This window comes from Rathayibacter sp. VKM Ac-2801, assembly GCF_009834245.1.
Taxonomy (GTDB): domain Bacteria; phylum Actinomycetota; class Actinomycetes; order Actinomycetales; family Microbacteriaceae; genus Rathayibacter.
The window spans coordinates 2,684,214-2,702,431 of sequence record NZ_CP047183.1; the positions used below are offsets into that span (position 1 = coordinate 2,684,214).

An 18,218-nucleotide genomic window follows, 5' to 3' on the forward strand; every position below is an offset into this window, starting at 1 on the left:
CTCGATCACTCGACCGTGACCGACTTGGCGAGATTGCGCGGCTGGTCGACGTCGAGGCCCTTGGCGGCGGCGAGCTCCATCGCGAACATCTGCAGCGGGGTGACGGCGAGCAGCGGCTCGAACAGCGGGTCGGCGAGCGGGATCGGGACGACCTCGTCGGCGATCTGGATCGCGGCCGTGTCGCCCTGCTCCGCGATCGCGATGACGCGGGCACCACGGGCCTTGATCTCCTGGATGTTCGAGATCACCTTGCGCTGCAGCTCGTACGACTCGCTCGGGCTCGGCACGATCACGAACACGACCTGGCCCGGCTCGATCAGCGCGATGGGGCCGTGCTTGAGCTCGCCCGCCGCGAAGCCCTCGGCGTGGATGTAGGCGAGCTCCTTGAGCTTCAGCGCGCCCTCGAGCGCCACCGGGTAGCCGACGTGGCGGCCGAGGAACAGCACCGCGCGGGTGTCGGCCATCCAGCCGGCCAGCTGGGCGATGTCGTCGGAGGCGTCGAGCACGCGGGAGAGCTTCTCCGGGATCGCGGCGAGCTGGGCCGCCTGCGAGGCGACGAGCTCGGTGGAGGCGGCGCCGCGCACCGCGGCCAGGTGCAGCCCGAACAGGTAGAGCGCCGCGATCTGGGCGACGAAGGCCTTGGTCGAGGCGACCGCCACCTCCGGGCCCGCGTGCGTGTAGAGGACGGCGTCCGACTCGCGCGGGATCGTCGCGCCCTGGGTGTTGCAGACCGAGAGCGTCTTGGCGCCGTGCTCGCGGGCGTACTTGACCGCCATCAGCGTGTCCATCGTCTCGCCGGACTGGCTGATCGAGACGACGAGAGTGCGCGGGGTGAGCACCGGGTCGCGGTAGCGGAACTCGTGGCTGAGCTCGACCTCGACGGGGACGCGCGCCCACTTCTCGATCGCGTACTTGGCGACCATGCCGGAGTAGGCCGCCGTGCCGCAGGCGATGATCGTGATGCGGTCGATCTCCGTCAGCACGGGGCCGAGCGCGTCGAGCTCGGGCAGCGTGATCGCGCCCTCGTGGATGCGGCCGCGGAGCGTGTTCGCGACGGCCTCGGGGCCCTCGGTGATCTCCTTCGCCATGAAGCTCGACCAGCCGCCCTTCTCGGACGCCGACGCGTCCCAGGCGATCTCGAACGGCTCGGTCTCGACGGGGTTCCCGAAGAAGTCGGTCACCGTGACGAGCTCGGGGGTGATCGTGACGATCTGGTCCTGCCCGATCGCGACCGCGCGGCGGGTGAACTCGACGAACGCCGCCACGTCGGAGCCGAGGAAGTTCTCCCCGTCGCCCAGGCCGATCACGAGGGGCGAGTTGCGGCGCGCGCCGACGACCACGCCGGGCTGGTCCTGGTGGAGGGCGAGCAGGGTGAAGGCGCCCTCGAGGTGCGCGACGACGGCCCGGAAGGCGAGCACGAGGTCGCCGGTGCGGCGGTACTCGCGGGCGATCAGGTGCGCGGCGACCTCGGTGTCGGTCTCGCTCTCGAAGACGGCGCCCTCGGCGAGCAGCTGCTCCTTGAGCGGCTGGAAGTTCTCGATGATGCCGTTGTGGATGACGGCGAGCCTGCCGTCGTCCGCGAGGTGGGGGTGGGCGTTGCGGTCGGTCGGGCCGCCGTGCGTCGCCCAGCGGGTGTGGCCGATGCCCGTGGTGCCCTCGGCCAGCGGGTGCGCCTCGAGGTCGTCGACCAGGACGCTGAGCTTGCCCGATCGCTTGCGGCTGTCGAGCTGCCCGTCGGCGTCGATCACGGCCACGCCGGCCGAGTCGTAGCCGCGGTACTCCAGACGCTTCAGGCCCCCGAGCAGCACGGCCAGGCTGTCGCGCTCACCGACGTATCCAACGATTCCACACATGCGCTCGATTCTAAGCGGCGCAGAGGCGCCTCCCGCGGCGTCCGGCACCCGGCGGGGCGGACGCTAGGATCGGTCCCCATGCCGTCGTCTCCTCGCGATCCCGCGCGCGACGCGCACCCCTCCCCCTTCGTCGAGATCGTCCGCTCCGACTGGGCCGAGCTCGCCCGCAGCACGGAGCTGCCGCTGTCCGAGACCGAGGTCGTGCAGCTGCGGGGGCTGGGCGACCGGCTGAGCCTCACCGAGGTCGCCGAGGTCTACCTGCCGCTCTCGCGCCTGCTCAGCCTGTACGCGGGTGGCGCGCGGCACCTGCACCGCGCGACGAGCACGTTCCTCGGGGAGCGCGCGCAGCCGACTCCGTTCGTGATCGGCGTCGCCGGGTCGGTCGCGGTGGGCAAGTCGACGATCGCGCGCCTGCTGCGCGAGCTGCTCGCCCGCTGGGAGGACACGCCCCGCGTCGAGCTGGTGACCACCGACGGCTTCCTGCTCCCCAACCGAGAGCTGGAGCGCCGCGGTCTGATGAGCCGCAAGGGCTTCCCGGAGTCGTACGACCGGCGGGCGCTGCTCCGCTTCGTCTCGGAGGTGAAGGGCGGGGCCGCGGAGGTGCGCGCGCCGTTCTACTCGCACCTCTCCTACGACATCGTCCCCGACGCGGAGATCGTCGTGCGGCGGCCGGACGTGCTGATCGTCGAGGGCCTGAACGTGCTGCAGCCGCCGGTGCCCGGTCACGGCCTGGCGGTGAGCGACCTGTTCGACTTCACCGTCTACGTGGACGCGCGCACCAGCGACATCGCGCGCTGGTACGAGGAGCGCTTCCTCACCCTGCAGCAGGGCGCCTTCGCGAATCCGAACTCCTACTTCCACCGCTACGCAGCGCTCAGCCCGGACGAGGCCCGCGAGCGCGCACGGAGCATCTGGGCCGCGATCAACGAGCCGAACCTGCTGCAGAACGTGCGCCCCACCCGCTCCCGCGCGAGCCTCGTCCTGCGCAAGCAGGCGGACCACACCGTCTCCTCGGTCCTCCTCCGCAAGATCTGACCGCGCCCCGCCGCCCGTTGCGAGCCGCCACTCCGCCCCGCAGACCGCGCAGGAGCAGCCTCACCGAGCCCCTCGACCGCGGGATCCGTGCACGCTCGCCACCATCCACGAGCGGTCGCGGGAATCGCGTGCCAAGCGATTCACGCGCAACGGAGGCGCCCCGCTCCACCCGCGCAACCTCCTCACGAAGCCGACCGCGAAGGGCCGCGCGGGGAGCGGCCCCTCGACGAACACAGCCGCGTGCCAAGCGATTCCCCCGCGGCGAACGCGACCCGCTCCACTCAGCGCGCCCACCTCACCGATCCGACCGCGGGGCGCCGCGCAGGAAGCGGCACCACCCACGAGCGGTCACGGGAATCGCGTGCCAAGCGATCCACGCGCCGCGAACGCGACCCGCTCCACCCGGCGCGACCACCTCCTCGAGCCGACCGCGGGGAGCCGCGCAGGGAGCGGCTCCCCCTGCAAGCCGTCGGAGGAATCGCGTGCCAAGCGATTCATCCGCGGCGAACGCGACCCGCTCCACCCGGCGCGACCACCTCCTCGAGCCGACCGCGGGGAGCCGCGCAGGGAGCGGCTCCCTAGGAACGCAGCCGCTCGAGCACGACCGCGGCGAGCGATTCGGCGAGGCGGTCGGCCGTCTCCTGCGTCTTCGCCTCGACCATGACGCGCACCATCGGCTCGGTGCCGGAGGGGCGCAGGAGCACGCGGCCGTCGCTGCCGAGCTCGGTGGTGGCGTCGGCGACGGCGGAGGCGATGACCTCGTCGTCGCGGACGCCCTCGCGGTCGACGCCGCGCACGTTGACGAGGGTCTGCGGGAAGACGGACATGACGGCGGCCAGGTCGGCGATCGTGCGTCCGGTCCGGGCCATCTCTGCCGCGAGCTGGAGTCCGGTGAGCACGCCGTCGCCGGTGGTGGCGTAGCGGCTCATGATGACGTGGCCGGACTGCTCCCCGCCGAGCGAGTAGCCGGCGTCGTTCATCGCCTCGAGGACGTAGCGGTCGCCGACCGCGGTCTCGATGACCCGGATGCCGGCGTCGCGCATGGCGAGCTTGAGGCCGAGGTTGCTCATGACGGTGGCGACGAGGACGTCGTCGCGGAGCGCGCCGCGGCGGGCCATGGCGGTCGCGAGGATCGCCATGATCTGGTCGCCGTCGACGATGCGGCCCTCGGCGTCCACCGCGAGGCAGCGGTCCGCGTCGCCGTCGTGGGCGATGCCGATGTCGGCGCCGGCCGCGCGGACGGCGTCGGCGACGTTGTCGAGGTGGGTCGAGCCCACGCCGTCGTTGATGTTGAGGCCGTCGGGGTCGTTGCCGATCACGGTGACGGTCGCTCCGGCGTCGGTGAACACCTGGGGCGAGATGCCGGCGGCGGCGCCGTGCGCGCAGTCGATGACCACGTGCACGCCGTCCAGGCGGGTGCCCTCGAGGGATCCGAGCAGGTGGAGGACGTAGCGGTCCTCCGCGTCGGAGAAGCGGGTGATGCGGCCGACGTCGGCTCCGGTCGGCGTGAGCGGGGGGACGCCGAGGGCCGCCTCGATGCGGTTCTCGAGCTCGTCCGGGAGCTTGCGTCCGCCGGCGGCGAAGAACTTGATGCCGTTGTCGGCGGCGGGGTTGTGCGAGGCCGAGATCATCACGCCGAAGTCGGCGTTCTCGTCGGCGATGAGGTAGGCGGTGGCGGGCGTCGGGATGACGCCGGCGTCGAGCACGTCGACTCCCGCGCTCGCGAGACCCGCCGCGACAGCGGCTCCGATGAACTGACCGGAGATGCGGGGGTCGCGGGCGAGCACGGCGACGGGCCGACGGCCCTCGGCCCGGGCGGCCGCTCCGAGTACACGGGCGGCCGCCTGGGCGAGGCCGAGAGCCAGGTCGGCCGTGACCTCGCGATTCGCGAGGCCACGGACGCCGTCTGTTCCGAACAGGCGCGGCATGGTGCGCAGTCCCTTCTCGAGCTGCTGGTCGTGCGGCCCTCAGGCCGCGGCGACTAGCGCTTCGAGAACTGGGACGCCTTGCGGGCCTTCTTGAGACCGGCCTTCTTGCGCTCGATGACGCGGGCGTCGCGGGTCAGGAAGCCCGCCTTCTTCAGGATCGCGCGGTTGTTCTCGCGGTCGATCTCGTTGAGCGCACGGGCGATGGCGAGGCGCAGCGCGCCGGCCTGGCCGGAGGGGCCGCCGCCGGTGATCTTGGCGACCACGTCGTAGGAGCCGACGAGGTCGAGCACCTTGAAGGGGTCGGTGATCAGCTGCTGGTGCAGCTTGTTGGGGAAGTACTCCGCGAACTCGCGGGCGTTGACGGTCATGCCGCCGTTGCCGGGGACGAGGCGCACGCGGGCGATGGCCTGCTTGCGTCGGCCCACGGCTGCGCCGGAGACGTTGAGGACGGCGCGGGGCGTCGTGGACGCCTCGGTGGCCGGGCTTTCGGTGGAGTAGCTCTCGGGAGCCACGTCGATCTGGTCTGCGATCTTCGCCACGGTGTAGGTGATCCTTTGTCTTCGAAGTCTGGGGTGTCGGGGAGGGCCGGAGCCTACTGGGCGACCTGGGTGAAGGCGTACGCCTGCGGCTGCTGGGCCGCGTGGGGGTGCTCGGATCCCGTGTAGACCTTCAGCTTGCGCAGCTGGGCGCGGCCGAGGGAGTTCTTGGGGAGCATGCCGCGGATGGCCTTCTCGACGGCGCGGACCGGGTTCTTCTCGAGGAGCTCGGCGTACGTGGTGGCCGAGAGGCCGCCCGGGTAGCCGGAGTGGCGGTAGGCCTTCTTCTGGAGGAGCTTCTGGCCGGTGAGGGCGACCTTCTCCGCGTTGACGATGATGACGAAGTCGCCCATGTCCATGTGCGGGGCGAAGGTGGCCTTGTGCTTGCCGCGCAGGAGCGCCGCGGCGTGGGTGGCGAGACGGCCGAGCACGACGTCGGACGCGTCGATGACGATCCAGTCGTGCTGGACGTCAGCCGGCTTCGGAGAAAAAGTGCGAGTCACGTGAGTGCTGCTTTCTGGTCGGAGTGAGGTGTTCGTGGATCCCGCTCCGTGGCCGTTCGACCCGCGAGGGGCCGAACCGATCCGGTGGAGGGCTCAACTTCGGGCGCTCGGCACACGGCCGAAAACACCAAGGGTCGACATTACAGCAAAGCCCCCGTGCGGCCAAGCACGGATCGTGGTGGCGGGGGCTCCTGCGCCGTCTGCAGGAGGAGCGGCGCGAGCCGCCGCGGGTCGCGAGGCGCGGTCGCGCGCCCTCGGCTCACTCCGAGTCCTCCAGGTCCGGACCCTCGGTCCGCACGGTGCGCTTCGCCCGGGTGAGCAGGGCCCGTTCGGCGAGCGCGTCGTCCTCGGGGTAGTCGACCTCGCGGAGGATGAGGCCGCGGGCCGGCATCACCGCGAACGCGTTGGTCCGACGGGCGGCGTCCCGGAGCAGCGGGACCGCCGCCGCCTCGAGCTTCCCGGCGCCGACCGCGACGCACGCCCCCACGAGGGCCCGCACCATGCTGTGGCAGAAGGCGTCCGCGCGCAGGTGGGCGTGCAGGACTCCGTCGGCGTCGCGCTCCCAGGTGAAGTCGAGCAGGCTCCGGATCGTGGTGGCGCCCACCCGGGCGCGGCAGAACGACGCGTAGTCGTGCAGACCCAGGAGCGAGCGGGCCGCGGCCGACATCGCGTCGAGGTCGAGGGAGTCGGTGATCCAGGTGGTGGAGGTGCGGTCCAGCGGGTGGCGCATGGAGGAGGCGTCGGCCAGGCGGTACTCGTACCGGCGCCAGCGCGCCGAGAACCGCGCGTCGAACCCCTCCGGAGCCTCCGTCACCCGGTGCACCGAGACGTCGGTGTACTGCCCGAGGATCCCGCGGAGCCGCCGCTCCAGGATCGACGCGGGCGGGAACGGCTCCTCCCCCGGCCGGCGCCGGCCGCTGCTGATGCGGCCCCACTGCTCGGGGGTGAGGTCGACGTGGGCGACCTGGGCGCTGGCGTGGACGCCGACGTCGGTGCGCCCGGCGACCGTCACGGTCGGGTGCTGCTCGGAGCGCAGCACCAGGGCGAGCGACTCCTCGAGGACCCCCTGCACGGTGCGGAGGCCGGGCTGCTTGGCCCAGCCGGAGAAGTGCGAGCCGTCGTAGGCCAGGTCGAGGCGGACGCGGTGGAGCATCAGACGAGTCTAGAGCGAGCCGTGGTCGCGACTCAGGCGACCGCGAGCGGGACGTCGACGGTCGCCAGAGCCGAGACCGCCCAGCCGACCAGCGCCGACTGCTCGCCGACCGAGGAGACGACCCGCGCCTCCCAGCCTCCCGCGAGGACGGCCAGCTCGGAGGGGGCGGAGGCGATGCCCTGCACCCAGTAGGCGGCCGTGCCCAGCGAGACCGGCACCGCGCCGAGCGCCTCGCCCGCACCGGTGAACGTCTCGACGAGGGGCCCGCGGTGCAGCGTCAGCACGACGACCGGATCGCCGCCGTCGACGGCGTAGGAGCAGGTGTCCCCCGCGGAGGTGAGCGCCACCGTGCCCGCCGTCAGGCCGGCCTCCTGCTCGACCAGGGAGGAGGGAAGGGCGCTCGCGCAGTCCACGCCTTCTTCCGCCGGATCGCTCGACGGCGCGGTCGGCGCGGCCGACGGCACCGGGGTCGCGCTCGCGACGCCCGCCGACTCCGGCACGACGATCACGTCGCCGGAGGCGCAGCCGCTCACTCCGGCCGCGAGGGCCAGGGCGAGGAGCGCCGCAGCGGCCGAGGAGCGCAGTCGCACAGGAGTCCTCCGAGGATCGTCGGGGCGGACCCCGGGAGCGCCGGTCGTGACGCGGCCGCACTCGACGAGCGCAGCCGTGCCATCGTAAGCGACGCTTCGCGCCACTCGGCCTCGCGGAACGACGAGAGCCCCCCGCCCCGGAGGGGACGGAGGGCTCTCGGCAGAGGGAGCGTGACTACTTGGTCGCGCCGGTCTCCTCGACCGGAGCGTCCTGCGCGGCGTCCTCGACGGGAGCGTCCTGCACGGGCGCCTCCTCGACGGGGGTCTCCTCGGCAGTGGTCTCCTCGGCGGGGGCCTCGTCCACCGGAGCGGACACGGGCGCCGTGGTGGTGCGCGACTTCTTCGCCTTGGGGGTGACGGGCTCGAGGACGAGCTCGATCACGGCCATCGGCGCGTTGTCTCCCTTGCGGGGGCCGATCTTGGTGATGCGGGTGTAGCCGCCCTCGCGCTCGGCGACGAGCGGGGCGATCTCGGTGAAGAGCTCGTGGACGACCGACTTGTCGCCGATCGTCGCGAGGACGCGACGGCGGGCGTGCAGGTCGCCGCGCTTGGCGAAGGTCACCAGGCGCTCGGCGAGCGGACGGAGGCGCTTGGCCTTGGTCTCGGTCGTCTTGATGCTCTTGTGCGTGAACAGGGCCGCGGCCAGGTTCGCCAGCAGCAGGCGCTCGTGTGCGGGGCCGCCTCCGAGGCGGGGGCCCTTGGTGGGCTTGGGCATGGGTTTACTCCAGTACTAAAGGGGTGTCAGCAGGTCGGACGCGAGGAGCCGGGGCTCCGGAGCGGAGGACCTAGATGCTCTCGTCGTCGTAGCTGTAGAAGTGGGCGCCGTCGAACCCGGGGACCGAGTCCTTGAGCGACAGGCCGAGCTCCGTCAGCTTCTCCTTGACCTCATCCACCGACTTCTGACCGAAGTTGCGGATGTTCATGAGCTGCGTCTCCGAGAGGGCGACGAGCTCATTGACGTTGTTGATGCCCTCGCGCTTGAGGCAGTTGTAGCTGCGCACCGAGAGGTCGAGGTCCTCGATGGGCATGGACAGCTCGGTCGAGAGGACCGCGTCGACCGGCGCGGGGCCGATCTCGATGCCCTCGGCCGCGTTGTTCAGCTCGCGGGCGAGACCGAACAGCTCGGTCAGCGTGCGTCCGGCGGAGGCGATGGCGTCGCGCGGCGAGATCGCCGCCTTCGTCTCCACGTCCACGACCAGGCGGTCGAAGTCGGTGCGCTCGCCGGCACGGGTGGCCTCGACGCGGTAGGTGACCTTGAGCACGGGCGAGTAGATCGAGTCGACCGGGATCTGGCCGGCCTCGGAGAACTCGCTGCGGTTCTGGGTCGCCGAGACGTAGCCGCGGCCGCGCTCGATCGTGAGCTCGAGCTCGAACTTCGCCTTGTCGTTCAGCGTGGCGATGACGAGCTCCGGGTTGTGGATCTCGACACCGGCCGGAGCCGAGATGTCCGCGGCGGTGACCTGGCCGGCTCCCTGCTTGCGCAGGTAGGCGGTGATCGGCTCGTCGTGCTCGGAGGAGACGACGAGTCCCTTGATGTTCAGGATGATCTCGGTGACGTCCTCGCGGACGCCCGGGACGGTCGTGAACTCGTGCAGGACTCCGTCGATCCGGATGCTGGTGACAGCGGCGCCGGGGATGGAGGACAGCAGGGTGCGACGCAGCGAGTTGCCGAGCGTGTAGCCGAAGCCGGGCTCGAGGGGCTCGATGACGAAGCGGGAACGGAACTCCGAGATGTTCTCCTCGGTGAGCGTCGGACGCTGTGCGATAAGCACTGATGATTCCTTTCGATCACGTGTCCGCTATATGACACGTGCGTTTGCGAGGTGTGGAGTTGTGAAAGAAATGCGCGATCCGTCGACCGGCCGCACTCCTCGCCCGGAGGCGGTTCGTGCGGCCGGCCGACGGCTGCGAGTGCTGCTTAGACGCGACGACGCTTGGGCGGGCGGCAGCCGTTGTGCGCCTGCGGGGTGACGTCGTTGATCGAGCCGACCTCGAGGCCTGCGGCCTGGAGCGAGCGGATCGCGGTCTCACGACCCGAGCCGGGGCCCTTCACGAAGACGTCCACCTTCTTCATGCCGTGCTCCTGAGCCTGGCGCGCGGCCGACTCGGCGGCGAGCTGGGCGGCGAACGGCGTCGACTTGCGCGAGCCCTTGAAGCCGACTCCACCGGACGAGGCCCAGCTGATGACGGCCCCGGAGGGGTCGGTGATCGAGACGATGGTGTTGTTGAACGTCGACTTGATGTGGGCCTGGCCCACAGCGATGTTCTTCTTCTCCTTGCGGCGCGGCTTGCGCGCGGCCGACTTGGGGGTAGCCAATTCTGTATCTCCTCTAGGTCCGTGTCGCCCGCGTTACTTGCGGCCGGCCTTCTTCTTGCCGGCGACGGTGCGCTTGGGTCCCTTGCGGGTGCGCGCGTTCGTCTTGGTGCGCTGTCCACGGACCGGGAGGCCGCGACGGTGGCGGAGGCCCTCGTACGAGCCGATCTCGACCTTGCGGCGGATGTCGGCGGCGACCTCGCGGCGGAGGTCACCCTCCACCTTGTAGTTGCCCTCGATGTAGTCGCGGAGCGAGACGAGCTGGTCGTCGCTGAGGTCCTTGACGCGGATGTTGCCGTCGATCCCGGTGTCGCTCAGGGTCTTGAGCGCGCGAGTGCGGCCGACACCGTAGATGTAGGTCAGTGCGACCTCCACGCGCTTCTCGCGCGGGATGTCTACTCCTGCCAGACGTGCCATTGTGGCTTCTCCTGTGAGTGAGTGGAGGTGTGAAGCAGCACCGGTGCCTCGGCCTCCGACCGAAGGTGTCCTCGCCGTCCACCCCGGCGTGGCCGGGGTGCTGCGCGATTTCTGGTGCTGCGGGTGTGTTCAGTTGTGCAGTGGGGGCGGCACGCCGCCCCTGCGCTTCCTCGCGGAAGCAGCGGGACTAGCCCTGACGCTGCTTGTGACGGGGGTTGCTGCTGCAGATGACCATCACGTTGCCGTGGCGGCGGATGATCTTGCAGTGGTCGCAGATGCGCTTGACGCTGGGGTTGACCTTCATTGTTCTTGTCCTTGTTTTCGCTGGCGTCGTGCTCCCGGCGGATGCCGGGGCCGTTCCTTACAGGACACGCACGTCGCGAACGTCAGCGGAGCGAACGCCTACTTGTAGCGGTAGACGATCCGGCCGCGGGTCAGGTCGTAGGGGCTCAGCTCCACGATCACCCGGTCCTCGGGGAGGATCCGGATGTAGTGCTGACGCATCTTGCCCGAGATATGGGCGAGAACTTTGTGTCCGTTGGTCAGCTCCACGCGGAACATCGCGTTGGGGAGCGCCTCGACAACCGCACCTTCGATTTCGATGACACCGTCTTTTTTGGCCATAGCCTCACTGTCGTTCGGAAGTAGTGTGTGTACTGGTCGTGCGAATGTTTCCGCGACGAGCCACCACCGGGCGAGAGCCCGGATCGGGGTTCGCGGGCGTGCCGGAGCACACGCAAAACACCAAGGGTCGATACTACGCGAATCGCGCCCGCTCCGCCACCTCGGGCGTGTCGCTCCCCTCCTCCGCCTCCGCGCCCGACGCGCGCCCCCTGCCGGGCGCTGCGGCCGCCGCCGCCTAGGCTGGCTCCGTCGAGCCGGAGGGAGAGCACATGGCGCGCACGACGAGGTCCGCGACCGCGAAGCGGAGCTGGTACTCGCACCCGGTGGTGACGGTCCTGGCGGCGATCGCGGTCATCGCCCTGGTGCAGACCTTCTTCGTGAAGGTGTACACGGTGCCGACCGGCTCGATGGAGAACACCCTCCAGGGCGGCGGGTTCTTCGGCGACCGCATCCTGGTCGACCGCACCCTCGCTCTCCAGGGCGGGCCGGAGGAGGGGCAGATCGTCGTCTTCTCGCGCGACGCCGACTGGGGCGCGAGCGATGAGGCCGGCAGCCCCCTCTCCGAGATCGTGAAGACCTTCGGCGACGTCACCAGCATCGGCCCCTCGCACGAGGAGTTCCTCGTCAAGCGGCTGATCGCCGAGGGGGGCCACATCGTCTCCTGCTGCGACGCCGAGGGGCACGTGCTGGTCGACGGGAAGCCGCTCGACGAGTCCTACGTCTTCGAGGACTTCCCCTTCACCCCCGGGACCCTCGACTGCACGACGAGCCCCGCGTCCCTGCGCTGCTTCGACGAGTACACCGTCCCCGAGGGCTCCCTCTTCGTCCTGGGCGACCACCGGTCGAACTCCAACGACTCGCTCGGCGAGTGCCGCGGCGCCGGCGGGCCGATCGACACGTGCGTGAAGACCGTTCCGATCGACAGGGTCACCGGACGCGTCTTCGCCGTAGCGTGGCCCCTCACCCGCTGGCGGCTCTTCTAGCCCTCCGGCCGGGCCTCCGCAGACGAGGACGAGGTCCCCCGCGGAAGCAGGGGACCTCGTCGTCGTTCACCGGGGTGCGGCCGTGGGATTAGCCGCGGACGACCGCCACGACCCGGTCGAAGAGCGGGTGCTCGGCCGTGAGGCCGGTGACCTCCGCCACGAACTCCTCCGGGCTGAGCGCGGCCAGCTTCTCGTGGAGCTCCACGCTCTGCGGGTCCTCGGGCACGTCGAAGCGCAGCGCGGCGCCGATCGCCGCGAGCAGGCCCTCCGGCGTGCGCCCGCGCTCGGCGAGCTCGGCGGCCGGCCCGATGAAGCGCTCGTGCCGCGACAGCTTCCGCAGCGGCTGACGCCCCACCCGGTCGACCGTGTCGGTCAGGTACGGGTTGGCGAAGCGCTTCAGCGTCTTCTCGAGGTAGGCCTGCTGCTCCTCGTCGCTGAAGCCGTGCTTGGCCACGATGAGAGCCTTGGTGTCCTCGAGCGCGGCCTTCACCGCGTCGTGCACCTCCGGCATCGCGAGCGCGTCGGAGAGCTTGTGCGCTCCGGCAGCGAAGCCCGTGTAGGCGGCCGTCGCGTGTCCGGTGTTCACCGTGAAGAGCTTCCGCTCGATGAAGGGCTCGAGATCGTCGACCCAGGTCGCGCCCGGGATCTCGGGCTCCGTGCCCTCGAACGGAGTGCGGTCGACGACCCACTCGAAGAAGCTCTCCACCGTCACGTCCAGGCCCTGGCCCGGGTCCTGGTTCGGGACGATGCGGTCCACCGCGGTGTCGGCGAAGACGGCGCGGGTGCGCAGGCGCTCCCACTCGTCGGCGCCGAGGTTCGCAGCGACCTCGGTCTGCAGGAGGCGCGTGGCGTTGATCGCGTTCTCGCAGGCCATGACCGCCAGCCGCGGCGCCGACTCGTCGCGGGCGGCGAGGCCCTTCGCGATCACGGGGGCGACGAAACGCAGGATGTTCGGGCCGACGGCCGTGGTGACGATGTCGGCGGCGGCGATCTCGCGGACGAGCGCCTCCTCGTCGGCGGCCGAGTCGATGGCGCGGAAGCGGTCGACGACGTGGGTGGCCGCCTCCTCCCCCACCTCGTGCACCTCGTAGCTGTCGGCGGCGGCGAGGCGGCCGATCAGCTCGGAGTTCACGTCGGCGAAGACGAGCTCGTAGCCGGCGCCGTGCAGGATCAGTCCGACGAAGCCGCGGCCGATGTTGCCGGCGCCGAAGTGGACGGCGGTGGGCATCAGGAGTTGACCTCGCCCAGCAGGCTGTAGAGCGACTGCGCGTCGGGGGCGTCGAGGAGCTTCTGCACCTCGTCCTCCTCCGAGAAGATGATCGCGATCTTCGAGAGGATCTCGAGGTGCTCGTTGTTCACGCCGGCGATGCCGACGACGAAGCGGACCTCGTTGCCGTCCCAGTCGATCGGCTGCGCGTATCGCACGAACGAGAGGGCGGAGGAGCGGATCTCGTCCTTCGCGTCGTTGGTGCCGTGCGGGATGGCGAGCAGGTTGCCCATGTAGGTCGAGACGGTCGCCTCGCGGGCGAGCATCGCCTCGTGGTAGGCGGGGGTGACCGCGCCGACGCCGACGAGCATGTCGGCGGCCTCCTTGATGGCGGCCTCCTTGCTGGTGGCGGTGCCGGAGGCGTTGATCTGTCCGATGGTGAGCACGTCGCTCATGGGGTGCGTCCTTCCGTGGAGGTGCTGACAGCGAGGGAACCCGCAGGGGCGAGCGGAGCGTGTCCGCTCTGTCGCACCCTACGGGTTCCCTCCGAGTGGTTGGCGTACTACTTGCCGTGCTGCTCCGCGACCAGCGAGACGACCTCGTCGTACTTCGGGCTGTTCATGAAGTTGTCCACGGAGACGTGGATGGCGCCCGGGGTGCGCTGGCGGGCGCGCTCCGTGAGCTCGGCCTGGGTGATGACCAGATCCACGTCGTCCTCGAGGGCGGCGATCGCCTTGTTGGTGACCGTGACGTCCTCGAAGCCCGCCTTCTTCATCTTGTTCCGCAGCACCGAGGCGCCCATGGCGGACGAGCCCATGCCGGCGTCGCAGGCGAAGACGATGTTCCGCACCTGGGTCGCGGTGGCCGTGGCCCCCGCGGTCGAGGCGCCGGACGAGTCCTGCGGAGCGTTGGCGCCGCGGGCGTTGATGAGCGAGCCGACGGCGCTCTCCTTGCCCTTGTTCGCTTCGTTGGCCGCGACGGCGGCGGCGAGCTTGTCGTCGCCCTCCTGCTCCGCGGCGAGGTCGCGCTTGCGGCCGGCCCGGATGATGACCGAGGCCACCAGGAACGACACGGCGGTCGCGAGGATCACCGAGAGGATCACGCCGAGGAAGCTGTCGTTCGCGGTCTGCAGGAGCACCGCGATGATCGAGCCGGGCGAGGCGGGGGCGCGGAGGCCGGAGTTGAACGCGACGTTCGTCGCGACACCGGTGGCACCGCCGAGGATGACGGCCGCGAGCAGCGCCGGCTTCATCAGCACGTACGGGAAGTAGATCTCGTGGATGCCGCCGATGAAGTGGATGATCGCCGCGCCGGGAGCCGAGGCGCGGGCCGCGCCGACTCCGAAGAACGCGAAGGCCAGGAGCACGCCCATGCCGGGGCCGGGGTTGGCCTCGAGGAGGAAGAGGTAGGACTTGCCCGCCTCCTCCGCCTGCTGCACGCCCAGCGGGGTGAGGATGCCGTGGTTGATGGCGTTGTTGAGGAAGAGGATCTTCGCCGGCTCGATGAAGAGCGAGGTCAGCGGGAGCAGGCCCGCGTTGACCAGGAACTCCACGCCCGCACCGAGCGCGGTCGAGAGGCCGACCACGAGCGGCGCGACGCCCGCGAAGGCGAGGAGCGCGAGGATCAGGCCGAGGATTCCGGCGGAGAAGTTGTTGACCAGCATCTCGAAGCCGGGCTTGATCTTGCCGTCCCAGATCGAGTCGACCTTCTTCATGAGCCACGCCGACAGCGGGCCCATGATCATGGCGCCGATGAACATCGGGATGCCGGCACCGACGATGACGCCCATGGTCGCGATGGTGCCGACCACGCCTCCGCGGGCGCCGTAGACCATGCGGCCTCCGGTGTTCGCGATGAGGAGCGGGAGGAGGTAGGTGATCATCGGGCCCACGAGGCCGGTGTTGACCACGTCGGGATCCGTGCTCCAGCCGCCGAACTGCTGGACCCAGGTGGCGTCGATGCCGAGGAGCGGGAGCCATCCGGTCTGGATGAAGAGGGCCGTGATGAAGCCCCAGGCGATGAAGGCCGCGATGTTCGGCATGACCATTCCCGAGAGGAAGGTGCCGAAGCGCTGGACGTGGACGCGCGCTCCACCGCGCGTCGACGTCGCTGACGTCGTTGTCATGTGGTGTGTTCTCCGATTTCTAGGGGCGGGCGGGCGGGACGCTCCTGAGGCGTCCCGGCTCCCGAGTGGCGGGGTGGTGCAGGGGGGTGGGTCTGGTGGGCCGGGATCAGGAGGCGGCGATCGCCTCGGTGACCGCGGAGCGGGCGTCGGCGGCGCTGTCGGCGGCGAGAGCGAGCTCCGCGTACCGCTTGGCGTCGTCGAGAGTGTGCTCGGCCAGCTCGGCGCGGACGTCGGCGAGAGCCGACGGCGACATCGAGAGGGTCGTGGCGCCGAGGCCGACGAGGACCACGGCGAGCAGCGGGTCGGCGGCGGCTTCTCCGCAGATCCCGACGGGCTTGCCCAGCGCCGCTCCCGCGCGGCCGACCTCGCCGACTAGGCGGAGCACGGCCGGGTGCCACGGGTCCTGGAACGCCGAGACCGTGCCGAGCATGCGGTCGGCGGCGAGCGTGTACTGGGTCAGGTCGTTGGTGCCGATCGAGGCGAAGTCCGCGACTCCGAGGATCCGGTCGGCGAGCAGTGCGGAGGAGGGGACCTCCACCATCACGCCGGCGGTGCGGATGCCGAGCTCCCGCGCCATCGAGGTGAAGTAGCGGGTCTCGTCCACGGTCGCGACCATCGGCGCCATGACCCAGAGGTCGGCGTCGGTGGCGGAGTCGGCCTGGGCGAGTGCGGTGAGCTGGTCGCGGAGGATCTGCTCGCTGGCGCGGAGGGCGCGCAGTCCGCGGAGCCCGAGGGCCGGGTTCTCCTCGTGGTCGTCGTTGAGGAAGCTCAGCGGCTTGTCGGCGCCGGCGTCGAGCGCGCGGACGACGACCTTCCGGCCGGGGAACGCGGCGAGCAGGCGCGTGTACTGCTCCGCCTGCTCGGCGACCGAGGGCGCCTCCTTCGCGTCGAGGAAGAGGAACTCGGTCCGGAACAGTCCCACTCCCTCGGCCCCGAGCTCGACCGCGTTCGCAGCGCCGTCGGCCGAGCCGAGGTTCGCGAGCAGCGGCACGGCGTGGCCGTCGGCCAGCGCGCCCGGGACGACCGGCGCGGCGAGCATCTCGGCGCGCTCGGCGATCGAGGACTTGGCGGCGCCGATCTCCGCGTCCGAGGGGTTCACCGTCACGACGCCGGAGGTGGCGTCGAGGATGACGAGCTGGCCGTCCCGCAGGTCGAGAGCACCGGTGGTGCCGACGATGGCGGTGATCGACTTCTCCCGGGCGAGGATCGCCGTGTGCGAGGTCGGTCCCCCGTCGCTCGTGATCAGGCCGAGGACCTTCTCGAGGTCGAGCAGCGCCGTGTCGGCCGGGGCGAGGTCGCGGGCGACGAGCACGAACGGCTCGTCCGACTCGGGGACGCCGGGAGCGGCGACGCCGCGCAGGTGCGCCACGACGCGCTGCGAGACGTCGTCGAGGTCGGTCGCGCGCTCGGCCATGTAGCCGCCCATCGCCACGAGCAGGTCGCGGAAGCCGGCGAAGGCCTCGTGCACGGCGCGCTCCGCGGTCTTGCCCCCGGCGATCCGCGCCTTGACGTCGTCCGCGAGGGACGGGTCCTCGGCCATCAGGGCCTGGGCGTCGAGGACGTCCTTCGCCGAGCCGCCGGCCCGCTCGCCGCGGTGGCGGATGGTCGCCGCGGTGGCGGAGAGCGACGAGACGGCGCGCTCCTCCTCCTGGGCGACGCTGCGGGTGCTGGCGGTGTCCTCGGGATCGGGCAGCGGCTCCGGCATGCGCAGGACCGGCCCGAGGGCCAGCCCGCGTCCCACTCCGGTGCCCTGGAGCTTGGCGGAGGCGTAGGCGGTCTGAGGAGTGGACAGCGTCATGGGTGCTCGTTCCTGTGGGACGGGGTCGGGCGGTCGAAGAGGGTGCTGGGGGGCGGGGGGCTGGGAGAGAGCGGGGCCGGGTCTCGCAGGCGCCTCGTGCGACCCATTGAGGGTCGCCGTTGCGTCTCAGAGGCTGCCGCGGCTACCGGCGCCGTGGGCGCCGGGGCTGGCCGCCTTGCGTGACGCGATGCGTCACGGGTGCCGTCACGCTCCAGGGGCTGCCGCGGCTACCGGCGCCGTGGGCGCCGGGGCTGGCCGCCTTTCGTGACGCTACGCGTCACGCATCGTGGTCGGTGGTGAGGAAGGTCGAGAGCTCCTCGAGCACGGCCTGCTCGTTGTCGCCCTCGACGCTGACGGTGAGCTCGTCGCCGTGCTCGATGCCGAGCGAGATGATCCCGAGGATCGACGCGGCGTTGACCGGGGTCGCGTCGCCCTTGGCGACGAGGACCTTCTGACCCGACTTCGCCGCGGCCTGGCTGAAGAGCGAGGCGGGGCGGGCGTGGAGGCCCTTCGACGATGCAACCTGCACGGTGCGCTCGACCATGAACGTTTCTCCTTGATCCTGCAGTCGCGACTGCATCAGTGGTGCCCGGAGTCGGGCTCGCCCGGACGGACCGGGCGGGTGGAGGAGTCCCCGTCCGCGCCTGCGACGACCGCGCGAGCAGCGAAGAGGACGGGCAGGGTCTCGAGCACGGCATCGGCACCGTGCGCTCCGAAGACATCGGGCGGGAGGAGGGCGGCCGCGGCTCCCACGAGCTCCGCACGGTGGCGAAGTCCGTCGAACTGCGACTCGAGGTGCGGCCCCACGAGGAGGACGTCGGCCTCGGGGAGGGAGTGGTCGAGACCGGTGAGGGTCTCGGAGCGGAACTCGGCGTCCATGCCGCGCTCCTTCGCGCCCGCTCGCAGCCGGTGGGCCAGGAACGTGCTCGACGCGCCTGCACCGCAGACGATCAGGATCTTCCGCACCTCGTTCGCCTCCTCGCGTCCGGGTCGTGACTCATCCAAGCATCCCCTCGGAGGGGCTGCACCCTCCAGCAGACAATCTTCCGCGGGGGCGGAAGACGGCCCCTTCCGCCCGCGGCGCGGGGGCTCCCGGGCGCGTCGCCGGGGTGATTGACTGGCGGGACGTACGACTCGCCGCCCGCGTCCCGC

At 71.1% G+C, this 18,218-nt stretch carries 20 protein-coding genes; 2 read left to right on the forward strand and 18 right to left on the reverse strand.

The window, feature by feature from the left end; translation table 11 throughout:
- Window positions 1-5 precede the first annotated feature (5 nt).
- Window positions 6-1,853: a glutamine--fructose-6-phosphate transaminase (isomerizing) gene (gene glmS, locus GSU45_RS12445; RefSeq protein ID WP_159915359.1), complete on the reverse strand. Its 1,848-nt coding sequence runs from the start codon at window positions 1,851-1,853 to the stop codon at window positions 6-8.
- Window positions 1,854-1,931: 78 nt separating this feature from the next.
- On the opposite strand from glmS, the gene coaA reads away from it, so the two are divergent.
- A complete protein-coding gene (gene coaA, locus GSU45_RS12450; RefSeq protein ID WP_159915360.1) occupies window positions 1,932-2,888 on the forward strand; it encodes a type I pantothenate kinase in 957 nt (318 codons plus the stop codon).
- Window positions 2,889-3,466: 578 nt separating this feature from the next.
- Here the strand turns inward: coaA and glmM are convergent.
- The 11 genes from glmM to infA all read right to left on the reverse strand — a co-directional run bounded on the left by glmM (window position 3,467) and on the right by infA (window position 10,953).
- Window positions 3,467-4,816: a phosphoglucosamine mutase gene (glmM, locus tag GSU45_RS12455; RefSeq protein ID WP_159915361.1), complete on the reverse strand. Its 1,350-nt coding sequence runs from the start codon at window positions 4,814-4,816 to the stop codon at window positions 3,467-3,469.
- 53 nt (window positions 4,817-4,869) lie between these two features.
- Window positions 4,870-5,355 carry a 30S ribosomal protein S9 gene (rpsI, locus tag GSU45_RS12460; RefSeq protein WP_159915362.1) on the reverse strand — a complete coding sequence of 162 codons (486 nt, stop codon included), beginning with the start codon at window positions 5,353-5,355 and terminating at the stop codon, window positions 4,870-4,872.
- A 53-nt stretch (window positions 5,356-5,408) separates the two neighbouring features.
- Complete coding sequence (gene rplM, locus GSU45_RS12465) at window positions 5,409-5,855, reverse strand: 50S ribosomal protein L13 (protein WP_104225003.1); 447 nt, start codon at window positions 5,853-5,855, stop codon at window positions 5,409-5,411.
- Between the two features lie 259 nt (window positions 5,856-6,114).
- Window positions 6,115-7,008 carry a tRNA pseudouridine synthase A gene (locus GSU45_RS12470; protein WP_159915364.1) on the reverse strand — a complete coding sequence of 298 codons (894 nt, stop codon included), beginning with the start codon at window positions 7,006-7,008 and terminating at the stop codon, window positions 6,115-6,117.
- A 32-nt stretch (window positions 7,009-7,040) separates the two neighbouring features.
- Window positions 7,041-7,598, reverse strand: coding sequence for a hypothetical protein (locus tag GSU45_RS12475; protein ID WP_159915366.1), 558 nt, complete (start codon window positions 7,596-7,598; stop codon window positions 7,041-7,043).
- 175 nt (window positions 7,599-7,773) lie between these two features.
- The gene (gene rplQ, locus GSU45_RS12480) at window positions 7,774-8,313 is read right to left on the reverse strand and encodes a 50S ribosomal protein L17 (protein ID WP_104277908.1); all 540 of its coding nucleotides are present in this window, start codon (window positions 8,311-8,313) and stop codon (window positions 7,774-7,776) included.
- A gap of 70 nt (window positions 8,314-8,383) precedes the next feature.
- Window positions 8,384-9,370: a DNA-directed RNA polymerase subunit alpha gene (locus tag GSU45_RS12485; protein ID WP_104224999.1), complete on the reverse strand. Its 987-nt coding sequence runs from the start codon at window positions 9,368-9,370 to the stop codon at window positions 8,384-8,386.
- 146 nt (window positions 9,371-9,516) lie between these two features.
- Window positions 9,517-9,915 carry a 30S ribosomal protein S11 gene (rpsK, locus tag GSU45_RS12490; RefSeq protein WP_055787170.1) on the reverse strand — a complete coding sequence of 133 codons (399 nt, stop codon included), beginning with the start codon at window positions 9,913-9,915 and terminating at the stop codon, window positions 9,517-9,519.
- A gap of 33 nt (window positions 9,916-9,948) precedes the next feature.
- Window positions 9,949-10,329 (reverse strand): 30S ribosomal protein S13, encoded by a 381-nt coding sequence (rpsM, locus tag GSU45_RS12495; protein ID WP_068251511.1) that lies wholly within the window; start codon window positions 10,327-10,329, stop codon window positions 9,949-9,951.
- Window positions 10,330-10,516: 187 nt separating this feature from the next.
- Window positions 10,517-10,633 carry a 50S ribosomal protein L36 gene (gene rpmJ, locus GSU45_RS12500; RefSeq protein ID WP_055787164.1) on the reverse strand — a complete coding sequence of 39 codons (117 nt, stop codon included), beginning with the start codon at window positions 10,631-10,633 and terminating at the stop codon, window positions 10,517-10,519.
- Window positions 10,634-10,731: 98 nt separating this feature from the next.
- Entirely contained in the window at window positions 10,732-10,953 is a 222-nt protein-coding gene (gene infA / locus GSU45_RS12505; protein ID WP_022883252.1) for a translation initiation factor IF-1, read from the reverse strand.
- A gap of 269 nt (window positions 10,954-11,222) precedes the next feature.
- Here infA and lepB point away from each other — a divergent pair, with 269 nt between their 5' ends.
- Window positions 11,223-11,936: a signal peptidase I gene (gene lepB / locus GSU45_RS12510; RefSeq protein ID WP_159915368.1), complete on the forward strand. Its 714-nt coding sequence runs from the start codon at window positions 11,223-11,225 to the stop codon at window positions 11,934-11,936.
- A gap of 88 nt (window positions 11,937-12,024) precedes the next feature.
- Here lepB and GSU45_RS12515 read toward each other — a convergent pair whose 3' ends face one another.
- The 6 genes from GSU45_RS12515 to GSU45_RS12540 all read right to left on the reverse strand — a co-directional run bounded on the left by GSU45_RS12515 (window position 12,025) and on the right by GSU45_RS12540 (window position 18,071).
- On the reverse strand, window positions 12,025-13,164 hold the full coding sequence (locus GSU45_RS12515) for a mannitol-1-phosphate 5-dehydrogenase (protein WP_104261553.1): 1,140 nt from the start codon (window positions 13,162-13,164) through the stop codon (window positions 12,025-12,027).
- Window positions 13,164-13,598: a PTS sugar transporter subunit IIA gene (locus tag GSU45_RS12520; RefSeq protein WP_159915370.1), complete on the reverse strand. Its 435-nt coding sequence runs from the start codon at window positions 13,596-13,598 to the stop codon at window positions 13,164-13,166. Before GSU45_RS12520 ends, GSU45_RS12515 begins: the two co-directional genes overlap by 1 nt.
- A gap of 107 nt (window positions 13,599-13,705) precedes the next feature.
- Window positions 13,706-15,268, reverse strand: a complete 1,563-nt coding sequence (locus GSU45_RS12525; protein WP_159915372.1) for a PTS mannitol transporter subunit IICB — start codon at window positions 15,266-15,268, stop codon at window positions 13,706-13,708.
- 106 nt (window positions 15,269-15,374) lie between these two features.
- The gene (gene ptsP / locus GSU45_RS12530) at window positions 15,375-17,066 is read right to left on the reverse strand and encodes a phosphoenolpyruvate--protein phosphotransferase (protein WP_159915374.1); all 1,692 of its coding nucleotides are present in this window, start codon (window positions 17,064-17,066) and stop codon (window positions 15,375-15,377) included.
- A gap of 277 nt (window positions 17,067-17,343) precedes the next feature.
- The gene (locus GSU45_RS12535) at window positions 17,344-17,610 is read right to left on the reverse strand and encodes an HPr family phosphocarrier protein (protein WP_159915376.1); all 267 of its coding nucleotides are present in this window, start codon (window positions 17,608-17,610) and stop codon (window positions 17,344-17,346) included.
- A gap of 35 nt (window positions 17,611-17,645) precedes the next feature.
- Entirely contained in the window at window positions 17,646-18,071 is a 426-nt protein-coding gene (locus GSU45_RS12540; protein WP_208543432.1) for a PTS sugar transporter, read from the reverse strand.
- Between the last annotated feature and the right edge of the window lie 147 nt (window positions 18,072-18,218).